The organism is Marilutibacter maris, from assembly GCF_006546735.2.
GTDB lineage: Bacteria > Pseudomonadota > Gammaproteobacteria > Xanthomonadales > Xanthomonadaceae > Marilutibacter > Marilutibacter maris.
Map to the genome: position 1 here is coordinate 1 of NZ_VICD02000273.1, position 11,197 is coordinate 11,197.

Here is an 11,197-nt window from a genome sequence, read left to right on the forward strand (position 1 = left end):
CGGACCCGTTGACCCGCGCCGCGCGCGTGATCAAGCGCTGGTTCACCGAGGGCAACGTGCCGGTCAAGGTCGGCATGCTGGTGCTGTTCGCCGGTGTCGCCGCGCTGCTCAAGTACGCCAGCGACCAGGGCTGGGTGGCGGTGCCGGTCGAGTTCCGCTACGCCGGCGTCGCCGCCGCCGCGCTGGCCGGGCTGGTGTTCGGCTGGCGTCAGCGCGAGCGCCGGCGCGTGTTCGCGCTGTCGTTGCAGGGCGGCGCGATCGGTGTGCTGCTGCTGGTGGCGTTCGCCGCGTTCAAGGTCCATCCGCTGCTGCCGGCGGGGGCCGCCTTCGCGCTGAGCGTGGTGCTGGTCGCCGGTGCCGGTGTGCTGGCGGTGATGCAGCGGGCGATCGCCTTGGCGGTACTGGGCATCCTCGCCGGCTTCCTTGCGCCGATCTGGCTGTCCACCGGCACCGGCAGCCATGTCGCGCTGTTCGCGTACTACGCGGTGCTCAACGCGGCGATCCTGGCGATCGCCTGGTGGCGCCCGTGGCGGGTGCTGAACCTGATGGGCTTCGTGTTCACCTTCGGCATCGGCACCCTCTGGGGCGTGCTGCAGTACCGGCCCGATCACTTCCAGACCACCGAGCCGTTCCTGTTGCTGTTCTTCGCCTTCTACCTGGCGATCCCGATCCTGTATGCGCGCCGGCGCGCCGCGGGCGGGCGCCGGATCGTCGATGCCTGCCTGGTGTTCGGCACGCCGCTGGTGGCGTTCTCGTTGCAGGCCGCGCTGCTGGAGGGCGCGCGCATGCCGCTGGCGTTCTGCGCGCTGGCCCTGGCCCTGGTGTACCTGGTGTTGGCGTGGATGCTGCGCATGCGCGAGCGCTACCAGCCGCTGGTCGCGCCCTACGCGGTGCTCGCGGTCGGCTTCGCGACCCTGGCGGTCCCGCTGGCGCTGTCCGCGCAAGCGACCGCCAGCGTGTTCGCGCTGGAGGGCGCGGCGGCGGTGTGGCTGGGCCTGCGCCAGCAGCGGCGGTTGCCGCAGATCGCCGGCCTGTTGCTGCAACTGGCCGCGGCGGGAAGCTTCCTGATCGGGCTCGAAGCCGGACCGCCGGCGCAGGCGCTGGCCAACCCGCGCTTCACCGGCGGCCTGCTGATCGCGATCGCCGGTTTCGCCAGTGCCTGGAGCTACCGGCGCTCGGCGAAGTCGGGCCCGGCCGCGCCCTATTACCTGTGGGGCCTGGTGTGGTGGATCGGGACGGCCTTGGCCGAGATAGACCGCTTCGCACCGCCGGCAGCGGACGCCGACCTGATCCTGGTGCTCGCGACGCTGACCGCGCTGCTGGCCGGCGTGGCCCGGCGCTGGATCGACGCGGCGGCACTGGACGTGACCGTGGCGGCGGCGCTGGCGGCGGCGGTACCGCTGGCGTTCGCCCAGGCCGACGCGCATGCGCAACCGTTTGCCGGCCTCGGCCTGCTGGCGTGGGTCCTGTACGCCGGATGCGGCATCTACACACTGTCCGGCCTGCGCCGCGTGGACGGTCGCGCGCGTGGCTTCGCCCATGCCGGCTGGGTCGCGGCCTGGACGGTGGCGCTCGGCCTCGGCCTGCTCGAACTGGCGAAACGGCTCGGCCTCGGCGACGGTTGGTGGGTGACGCTGGCCGCCGCGCCGCTGCTGGCGGTTGCCGCGGCGACCCTGTGGCGGCCGGGCTGGATCGGCTGGCCGCTGGCCACCGCGTTCCAGGCATGGAGGCCGGCGTTGCGCAACGGTCTGTTGCTGGTGCTGGCGCTGGCCTTCGTCAATGCCCTGACCTGGTCCGGCGACGCCGCGCCGCTGCCGTGGATCGCACTGCTCAACCCGCTGGACCTGTTCCAGGCCGGTGCGTTGCTGGTGCTTGCCAACGGCTTGCAGTCGATGCCGCAGCGCTCGCGCCTGCGGGCGCAGCATCCGATGCTGCTGGCCGTCGCCGGCTTTGCGCTGATCAGCGTGATCACCCTGCGCGCGACCCATCACTGGGGCGGCGTGGACTGGCGTCCGTCGATGCTGCAGACAAGCCTGGTGCAGACCGCGCTGACCGTGGTCTGGAGCATGCTTGGCGTGATCGGCTGGGTGGTCGGTTCCCGTCGCGGCCGGCGCACGCTGTGGCTGGCCGGCGCGGTGCTGATGGCGGTGGTGCTGGCCAAGCTGGTGCTGGTCGACCGCCAGCATCTGGGCAACCTGCTGGGGATCGCCTCGTTCATCGCCTACGGCCTGCTGTGCACCGCGGTCGGCTATTTCGCACCGGCGCCGCCGAAGACCGCGGCGCCCCGGGACTCTTCGGGAGAAACCGCATGAGGCCGCAGGTTCGGAGCGTATGTCGGATGGCCGCCGTTTTGGCGCTGCTGCCATGCTTTGCCGCGTTGGCGGCCGGGCGTCAGGACTACGGCTGGGAATGGCCGCTGACGCTGTCGCAGGACGATGCCGGCGCCTACCGGGTGACCCTGGACGAATTCGTCTACCGGCGCCTGCAGGATCCGCAGCTGCGCGATCTGGTGGTGTTCGACGGGGCCGGGGGGGCGGTGCCGACCGCAGTGCTGGCGCCCGAGCAGCCGCTGGCGCGGACCGCGCCCAGGCTGGCGCTGCCGTGGTTCGCGCTGCCGATGTCGAAGACACCGTCGGCGAGGCGCTGGGAACTGCTTAGCGAGTCCGACGCCGACGGCCGGCTGCGGCGGGTCGAGGTGAGCGGCGGCGCGCCCGCCGAGCGTGCCCAGGCCGATGTCCTGATCGTCGATCTGAGCCGGGTGCGCGAAGCGGTCGCCGCGCTGGAGCTGGAGTGGAAGCCGGTCGAGGCGCTCGACCTCGGCTACCGGGTCGAGGCCAGCGACGACCTCGATCACTGGCAGCCGTTGGCGACCCGCGGACGCCTGGTCGACCTGCAGCGCGAAGGGCGGCGTCTGCTGCACCGGCGCATCGACCTGTTCGGACTGCTGCCGCATCACCAACGTGCCCGCTACCTGCGCCTGACGCCCGACCGTGGCGACCAGGCGCTGGCGATCGCGTCGGTCGAGGCGGTGTTCGCGCCGCGCGCGACGGCCGCGCCACTGAGCTGGATCGAGCTGTCGCCGAGCCGCAGCTCCGACGATCGCCAGATGTACGAATTCCGGATCGACGGCCGCTTCCCGGTCGAGCAGGCCGATGTCGCGCTCGACGGCAATCACGCGGTCGAGTGGCGGCTGGAGAGCCGCGACGACGCGGATGCGCAATGGCGTTCGCGCGGCGCGCCGTGGATGGGCTACCAGGTGGGCGCGGAAGGCGGACGCTCGCGTCCCAACGCGTTGGCAACGAGCGTTCGCGATCGCCAGTGGCGGCTGCGGGCGAGCACGGCGGTCGCGACCGCCCCGGTTCTGCGCCTGGGCTATCGTCCCGAGGTCGCGGTATTCGTGGCCCAGGGCGCGCCGCCGTACGCGCTGGCGGCCGGCAGTGCCCGCGCGCTGCCGGAGCCTTCGCCGGTGCCGCGACTGGTCGAGGCGTTGCGCGAGCGTCACGGCCGCGACTGGCAGCCGGCGACCGCGTACCTGGGCAGTGCCCGGGTGCTGGCCGGCGAGGCGGCGCTGCGTCCGGACTGGAACTGGCGCAAGGGACTGCTTTGGGGCGTGTTGCTGATCGGCGCGCTGGTGGTGGCCGGACTGGCCCTGAGCCTGCTGCGCTCGAGCCGCGCCACGGCGGCCGCTGAAGCGGTGCCGGAGACGGCCGAGGATGTCGAGCCCGCGCCCGCCAACCCGGACAAACCCGACGCGGAGTGAGTCCCGTCGCGGCGCCTCACCGGGACCGCTCGGTTTCATTCGCGGCAGCGGGCCGCGACAATGGAGGGCCATGCATGCCGTGCGGGCCGCCCTGGCGGCAGGCCGCGCCGGCGAGCGCCCGGCCATGGAGGGCCGGGCCGGACGGACCGAAGACGGTCCGCTGCGCCAGGGAAGGCATGTTTCCTCCACTTCCAATTGAACAGTTCCAGCGAGCGACCACGATGACCATCCAGCGAATGACCGACCTCGATCTCACCGGCAAGCGGGTGCTGATACGGGAGGACCTGAACGTGCCGATCAGCGAGGGCCGGATCAGCTCCGAGCAGCGCATCCTCGCCGCGCTGCCGACGATGAAGCTGGCGCTGGAGAAGGGCGCGGCGGTGATGGTGACCTCGCACCTGGGCCGTCCGAAGGAGGGCCAGTGGAGCGAGGCCGACTCGCTGGCGCCGGTCGCCGCGCGCCTGTCCGAGCTGCTGGGCATCGACGTGCCGCTGGTGCGCGACTGGGTCGGCGGCGTGGAGGTGAAGCCCGGCCAGCTGGTCCTGCTCGAGAACTGCCGCATGAACGTCGGCGAGAAGGCCGACGACGAGGCGCTGTCGAAGCAGTACGCGGCGTTGTGCGACGTGTTCGTGATGGACGCCTTCGGTACCGCCCACCGCGCCCAGGCCTCCACCCACGGTGTGATCCGCGCGGCCACGGTCGCCGCCGGCGGTCCGCTGCTGATGGCCGAGCTGGATGCGCTGGCCAAGGCGCTCGACAACCCGGCGCGGCCGCTGCTGGCGATCGTCGCCGGCTCCAAGGTCAGCACCAAGCTGGAACTGCTGTCGTCCCTGGTCGGCAAGGTCGACCAGCTGATCGTCGGCGGCGGCATCGCCAACACCTTCATCGCCGCGATGGGGCACGGCGTCGGCAAGTCCCTGGTCGAGATGGATCTGGTCGACACCGCGAAGAAGATCATCGCCGACGCGCAGGCCCGTGGCGCCAGCATCCCGCTGCCGACCGACGTGGTGGTCGCGCCGGCGTTCGCCGCCGATGCGCCGGCGACGGTCAAGCCGGTCGATGCGGTCGGCGCCGACGACATGATCCTGGACATCGGCCCCGAGACCGCGCAGGCCTATGCGGCGCTGATCGGCAAGGCCGGCACCGTGGTCTGGAACGGCCCGGTCGGCGTGTTCGAATTCGGCGCCTTCGGCAAGGGCACCGAGGCGATGGCGCGCGCGATCGCCTCCAGTCCGGCGTTCTCGATCGCGGGCGGCGGCGATACCCTCGCCGCGGTCGACAAGTACGGGATCGCCGCCGATGTCGGCTACATCTCCACCGGCGGCGGCGCCTTCCTCGAATTCCTGGAAGGCAAGGAGCTGCCAGCGGTCGCGGCGCTGAAGGCGCGCGCGGCCTGATGGCCACGGCCCGGGCGACGCTGTTCTTCGACCTGGACGGAACGCTCATAGATTCGGCCACCGGCATCACCCGCTGCGTAGCCCATGCGCTGACCGCGATGGGACGCCCGGTGCCGCCGGATGCGGAACTGCGCGGCTGGATCGGCCCGTCGCTGCGCACCAGCTTCGGGCCGCTGTTCGACGACCCGACCGGGGTCGAGTCGGCGGTCGAGCACTATCGCCAGCGTTTCGATTCGATCGGTTGGCGCGAGCACGAGGTCTACGCCGGCATTGGCGAGACGGTCGAGGCCCTGGGTGCGCGCGGCCATCGCCTGGCGGTGGTCACCGCCAAGAACGAACCGCATGCACGGAGGATCGTCGCCCACCTGCCGTTCGGCGGCTGCTTCGCCGAGGTGATCGGTGCGACCCCGTGCGGCCGCCGCAGCGACAAGCCCGAGCTGATCGCCGAAGCGCTGGCGCGGCTCGGGCTGGATGCCGGCGATTGCTGGATGATCGGCGACCGGCGCATGGATATCGAGGGCGCGCATCACCACCGCATGCGCCACATCGGCGTGTTGTGGGGCTTCGGCGGCAGGGACGAGCTGGGTGCGGCCGGTGCCGAACACCTTGCCGCCGCGCCGCACGAACTGCTCGATCTGTTGGCCTGAACCGGCCGGCTCGGGCTTGCGCGCAGCCCCGTAGGAGCGGCGTGAGCCGCGATGGGGAACGATATCCGGCTGCGCGCGGATATCTCCCAAAGTTTGCTTCGCAAACCTTGGGCCCCGCCGTTGCGTCTCCACACCCCCATTCGCATCTGCGATGCGAATCGCCCCCTGACTCAGGGGGCTGGAGAGTCATGAATCCCAGACCGGTTGTCGTAGGAGCGGCGTGAGCCGCGATGAGGCTTTCATGGGAAGGTCCTCGCGGCTGACGCCGCTCCTACAGAAGCGTCTCTTCCGGCGTGGGGGTGTCAGCGCCGCGCTGCGCCCAGTCGCTTGCCAGCAGTCCGTAGAACGCGGTGTCGCTGATCTCGCCGGCCACCTGCCAGCGTTCGCGCAGCAGGCCTTCGCGGACGAAGCCCAGCCGTTCGGCGAGGCGGCAGGAGGCGAGGTTGCGCGGGTCGATGTCGGCCTCGATCCGGCGCAGGCCCAGGTCACCGAAGGCGTGGTCCAGCGCCAGGACGCCGGCCTCGCGTGCGAACCCGCGGCCCCATGAGCCACGCTCCAGCATGTAGCCGAACTCGGCTACTCCTTGCTCGGCGCTGATCCGGAACAGGGCGACGCCGCCGATCATGCGGCCGTCGCCGGGCGCGGCGATCGCCCAGCACAGCTGGCTGTCGGGGGCATTGCCGTTGAGGCTGGAATCGAACTTCGAATGCGCCTGTTCGATCCGCGTCCACGGCGGATGGCTCCAGTAGCGCATCGCTTCGGGATCGGAATGCAGTGCGAAGAAAGCGGCGAGGTCGTCCGGGCGATAGGGGCGCAGGCGGATCCGCGCGCCGGTGATGACCGGCGGTCGATAGGGCGGGGGAGTGTCGGTCACGCGTGCTCCGTCGTTTCGTCGTCACAGCCACAGCAGCGCCGCGCCGATCACGACGCCGGTCACCAGCAGCTGGATCAGGCAGAAACCCATGATATCGCGGGCCTTCAGTCCGGCCAGCGCCAGCGCCGGCAGCGCCCAGAACGGCTGGATCAGGTTGGTCCAGGCATCGCCCCAGGCCACGCCCATCGCGACCTTGGCCACGTCCGCACCCAGGGCCTCGGCCGCCGGCACCATGATCGGTGCCTGCACCGCCCACTGGCCGCCGCCGGAGGGCACGAACACGTTCAGCACGCCGCCGGCGATGAAGCTCCAGAACGGCAGGGTGTCGGCATCGGCGATCGCGACGAAGGCCTGCGACAGCGTCGCCGCCAGTCCCGACTCGACCATGATCGCCATGATGCCGGCATAGAACGGAAACTGGATGACGATGCCGGCGCCGCCGCGGATCGCCTGGGCGAGGCTGGCCAGCAGCCGGCGCGGCGTACCGTGCAGCACGATCGCCAGCATCAGGAAGGCGAAGTTGACGATGTTGAGGTTGAGTCCGCCGCCGCCGAGGAAGTGATCGACGAGGAAGCCGATGCCGGCCAGGCCGACCAGGGCCGCCAGCAGGCGGCTGTCCTCGAGCCGGTCGGCCGGCTGTGGCGCGCCGGAAGCCGTCGCCGCCGCCGGCTCCGGTGCGGGGCGATGGACCACCGCCTCGTTGTCGGACGGCAGCATCCAGCGGTTGACCAGCGGCACCAGCACGAACAGCGCGGCGAGGATCGCCAGGTTGTAGCCGGCGAAGATCGTCCGCGAGGTCGGCACCACGCCCATGGCGTCGACGAGGAAGTGGCCCTCGGTGGCGATGGTCAACGGGATCGAGCCGGCGAGGCCGCCGTGCCAGACCACGAAGCCGGAATATGCGCTGGCGACCAGCAGCCGGTAGTCGACCCGGACCTGGCCGGCCAGCTCGCGCGCGAACAGCGCGCCGACCACCAGGCCGAAACCCCAGTTGACCCAGCTCGCGGTCAGCGACACCAGGCTGACCAGGACGATCGCCATGCCGGGTGTGCGCGCCAGCGCGGCCAGCCGCGCCAGCAGGGCCTTCACCGGTGGCGTGCTGGCGAGCATGAAGCCGGTGACCAGCACCAACAGCATCTGCATCGAGAAGCCCAGCAGCGCCCAGAACCCGCCGCCCCACATCCGCAGCACCGCCAGCGGCGCCTGCCGCTCGACCGTCATCGCGGCGATCGCCGCGACCAGGCTCAGCAACAGCACCAGCACATAGGCATCGGGCAGATAGCGTTCGACCAGGCGCACGGCCGGTCGCGACAGGCGGTTGAGCATCGGCTTTCCGGTTCGGCACCGGCATCGGCCGGCACCGGAAAACTAACCGAAAACCGCGCCGGGTTCCGCGCGCAGCGTTGCGCACCTGCAGCAAATCCGCGATCGCTGGTCTGCTTTGGCGGTGGCGGTTCGATACCAGCGGCGGGGCCTTGCCGATGCGCAATCGATTTCCGCATGGATCGAGCAACAGCTGTGCTAGCGTCGGCAGGATCGCCCCAGCACCGTTCGCCGATGACCGCACAGCAGCGCCGTACCAAGATCCTTGCCACCCTCGGGCCCGCCACCGATCCGCCGGGCGTGCTGGAGCAGCTGCTGAAGGCCGGTGTCGACGTGGTGCGGCTGAACTTCTCGCACGGCGACCCGTCCTCGCAACTGGCGCGGGCCGAGGCGGTGCGCGCCGCCGGCAGGAAGGTCGGTGTCGAGGTCGGCATCCTCGCCGACCTGCCCGGTCCGAAGATCCGCATCGAACGCTTCGCCGACGGCAAGGTCGAGCTGAAGACCGGCGACGCCTTCGACCTGGTCGCCAGCGAGGATGCGCCGGCGGGCACCCGCCGCGAGGTCGGGGTCAGCTATCTCGGCCTGCCCGGTGATGTCGCTCCCGGCGACACCCTGCTGCTCGACGACGGCCTGATGCAGCTGCGGGTCGAGCGGGTCGAGGGCGCACGCATCCACTGCACCGTGCTCAACGACGGTGTGTTGTCCGATCGCAAGGGGCTCAACAAGCTCGGCGGCGGACTCTCGCTGGGGGCGTTGACCGAGCGCGACCGCGAGCTGATCAAGGTCGCCGCCGATGCCGGCGCGGACTTCATCGCGGTGTCGTTCTGCCGCAACGCCGAGGACATGGAGGAGGCGCGCCGCGCCGCCCGCGAGGCCGGCTGCGAGGCGGCCCTGGTCGCCAAGGTCGAACGTGCCGAGGCGATCGAGAACCTGGTCGAGATCGTCGACGCCAGCGACGTGGTGATGGTCGCGCGCGGCGATCTGGGCGTGGAGATCGGCGATGCCGAGCTGCCGGGCCTGCAGAAGAAGATCATCAAGGTCGCGCTGGAGCGCAACAAGGTGGTGATCACCGCGACCCAGATGCTGCAGTCGATGGTGGAAAGCCCGATCCCGACCCGCGCCGAGGTGCTCGATGTCGCCAATGCGGTGATCGACGGCACCGACGCGGTGATGCTGTCGGCCGAGTCGGCCGCCGGCCGCTACCCGGTTCGCGCGGTCGAGGCGATGGCGCGGATCTGCCTCGGCGCCGAGCGCCAGTTCGCCCACGACACCGATTTCGAGGCGGCTCCGCGCAACCTGCAGCGGGTCGACCAGGCGATCGCGATGGCGACGATGTTCCTCAGCGAGCACATCGGTCTGCGCGCGGTGGTCGCGATGACCGAGTCCGGCGGTACCGCGCGCTTCCTGTCGCGATTCCGTTCCGGCGTGCCGATCTACGCGTTCTCGCGCCATGCCGGCGCGCGGCGGCGGATGGCGATGATGCGCGACGTGTTCCCGATCGACTACGACAGCCGCGGCCAGACCCCAGGCGAGGCCGGACGCGGCGCGATCCAGCGCCTGGTCCAGGCCGGCCTGCTGGGGGGCGGCGAACGGGTGGTGTTCACCAGCGGCGAGCGCATGGAGCACCGCGGTTCCACCAATACGCTGCGCCTGTTGGAGGTCGGTCCCGACGGCCAGGCGGTGGGGCTGGGCGAGCTGTAGCGGCGCCCGAGGGGCGGGCAGCGGCGGCGGTCGTCTACCGGTACCGTGAACTGGTATTGAAATCCGGGGTGTGTGGTCTGCAAGTTGTTGATTGTTGGTCGCCGTGGGGAGGCGGAGCCGCCCGCTCGCGGCTATAATGCCGGGCTTCCCACCCGTTCCCTGCAGGATCCCCATGAGCATCGAACAGCTTGCCGAAACCGCCCTGGCCATGGTCGCCCCGGGCAAGGGCATCATCGCGATCGACGAGTCGACCGGCACCATCGCCAAGCGCTTCGCCGGCGTCGGCGTCGAGAACACCGAAGAGAACCGCCGCGCCTACCGCGAGCTGCTGCTGACCACGCCCAAGCTGAGCGATTACATCTCCGGCGCGATCCTGTACGACGAGACCCTGCGCCAGTCGACCAAGGACGGCGTGCCGTTCGCCAAGGTCATGACCGACGCCGGCATGATCCCGGGCATCAAGGTCGACAAGGGCACCCACGCCCTGGCCGGTTTCCCGGGCGAGGTGGTCACCGAGGGCCTGGACGGCCTGCGTGCACGCCTGGAGGAGTACTACAAGCTCGGCGCGCGTTTCGCCAAGTGGCGCGCGGTCATCAACATCGGCGACGACATCCCGTCGGGCACCTGCATCGACGCCAACGCGCATGCGCTGGCCCGCTACGCCGCGCTGTGCCAGGAGCAGGGCCTGGTGCCGATGGTGGAGCCGGAGGTGATCATGGACGGCAGCCACGACATCGACACCTGCTACGAGGTGACCGAGGTGACCCTGCGTTCGCTGTTCGCCTCGCTGTACGAGCAGAACGTGATGCTGGAGGGCACCATCCTGAAGGCCTCGATGGTGCTGCCGGGCACCACCAGCGGCGACAAGGCCAGCGTCGAGGAAGTCGCCGCGGCGACCCTGCAGTGCCTGAAGTCGACCGTGCCGGCGACCCTGCCGGGCATCGTGTTCCTGTCCGGCGGCCAGAGCGACGAGGACGCGACTGCGCACCTGGACGCGATGAACCGCATGGGGCCGAACCCGTGGCCGCTGTCGTTCTCCTACGGCCGTGCGATGCAGCAGGCCGCGCTGAAGCTGTGGGGACAGGACATCGTCAACAACGTCGCCGCCGCGCAGAAGACCGTCTACGAGCGCGCCCGCGACAACGGCCTGGCCGCGCTGGGCGAGTGGAGCAAGGCCGCGTAAGCGAAGCCGCCACTGTCGTACCGAGAACGCCGGCCCCGTGCCGGCGTTTTCTTTGGCCCGGGAGCCGACGGCTCTTGCGCCCCGGAGGGAGCGGCGGTACCGCGATCGGAGTTCGGAGGAAGGCCTCATCGCGGCTTACGCCGCTCCTACATCAGGTACTCACGGACCCAATCCCCCAGTAGGAGCGGCGTAAGCCGCGATCCCCGGACTGCGCCCTGGAATCCCCAAAGTTTGCTGCGCAAACCTTGGGCCCCGCCGTTGCGCTTCCACACCCCCATTCGTGCCTGCGGCACGAATCGCCCCCTGACTCAG

At 70.8% G+C, this 11,197-nt stretch carries 8 protein-coding genes; 6 read left to right on the forward strand and 2 right to left on the reverse strand.

The window, feature by feature from the left end:
* The 4 genes from FKV24_RS15620 to FKV24_RS15635 all read left to right on the forward strand — a co-directional run.
* Positions 1 to 2,312, forward strand: a 2,312-nt coding sequence (locus FKV24_RS15620) for a DUF2339 domain-containing protein (protein ID WP_141483047.1), incomplete at its 5' end; no start/stop codon positions are given.
* Between the two features lie 26 nt (positions 2,313 to 2,338).
* A complete protein-coding gene (locus FKV24_RS15625; protein ID WP_141483048.1) occupies positions 2,339 to 3,760 on the forward strand; it encodes a DUF3999 domain-containing protein in 1,422 nt (473 codons plus the stop codon).
* 221 nt (positions 3,761 to 3,981) lie between these two features.
* Positions 3,982 to 5,157, forward strand: a complete 1,176-nt coding sequence (locus FKV24_RS15630; RefSeq protein ID WP_141483049.1) for a phosphoglycerate kinase — start codon at positions 3,982 to 3,984, stop codon at positions 5,155 to 5,157.
* On the forward strand, positions 5,157 to 5,804 hold the full coding sequence (locus FKV24_RS15635; protein ID WP_111267370.1) for an HAD hydrolase-like protein: 648 nt from the start codon (positions 5,157 to 5,159) through the stop codon (positions 5,802 to 5,804). Before FKV24_RS15630 ends, FKV24_RS15635 begins: the two co-directional genes overlap by 1 nt.
* 271 nt (positions 5,805 to 6,075) lie before the next feature.
* On the opposite strand, the gene FKV24_RS15640 is transcribed toward FKV24_RS15635, so the two are convergent.
* Positions 6,076 to 6,678, reverse strand: a complete 603-nt coding sequence (locus tag FKV24_RS15640) for a GNAT family N-acetyltransferase (RefSeq protein WP_211371891.1) — start codon at positions 6,676 to 6,678, stop codon at positions 6,076 to 6,078.
* Positions 6,679 to 6,699: 21 nt separating this feature from the next.
* Entirely contained in the window at positions 6,700 to 8,004 is a 1,305-nt protein-coding gene (locus FKV24_RS15645; protein WP_141483050.1) for a short-chain fatty acid transporter, read from the reverse strand.
* Between the two features lie 231 nt (positions 8,005 to 8,235).
* Here FKV24_RS15645 and pyk point away from each other — a divergent pair, with 231 nt between their 5' ends.
* Both pyk and FKV24_RS15655 read left to right on the forward strand, forming a co-directional pair.
* Positions 8,236 to 9,702, forward strand: a complete 1,467-nt coding sequence (pyk, locus tag FKV24_RS15650) for a pyruvate kinase (protein ID WP_111267368.1) — start codon at positions 8,236 to 8,238, stop codon at positions 9,700 to 9,702.
* A 172-nt stretch (positions 9,703 to 9,874) separates the two neighbouring features.
* On the forward strand, positions 9,875 to 10,885 hold the full coding sequence (locus FKV24_RS15655; RefSeq protein WP_141483051.1) for a class I fructose-bisphosphate aldolase: 1,011 nt from the start codon (positions 9,875 to 9,877) through the stop codon (positions 10,883 to 10,885).
* The last annotated feature ends 312 nt before the right edge of the window (positions 10,886 to 11,197 follow it).

Coding starts and splice junctions, on each gene's coding strand:
- FKV24_RS15625 (WP_141483048.1), top strand. CDS start 2,339: ATGGCCGCCGTTTTGGCGCTGCTGCCATGCTTTGCCGCGTTGGCGGCC.
- FKV24_RS15630 (WP_141483049.1), top strand. CDS start 3,982: ATGACCATCCAGCGAATGACCGACCTCGATCTCACCGGCAAGCGGGTG.
- FKV24_RS15635 (WP_111267370.1), top strand. CDS start 5,157: ATGGCCACGGCCCGGGCGACGCTGTTCTTCGACCTGGACGGAACGCTC.
- FKV24_RS15645 (WP_141483050.1), bottom strand. CDS start 8,004: ATGCTCAACCGCCTGTCGCGACCGGCCGTGCGCCTGGTCGAACGCTAT.
- pyk (WP_111267368.1), top strand. CDS start 8,236: ATGACCGCACAGCAGCGCCGTACCAAGATCCTTGCCACCCTCGGGCCC.
- FKV24_RS15655 (WP_141483051.1), top strand. CDS start 9,875: ATGAGCATCGAACAGCTTGCCGAAACCGCCCTGGCCATGGTCGCCCCG.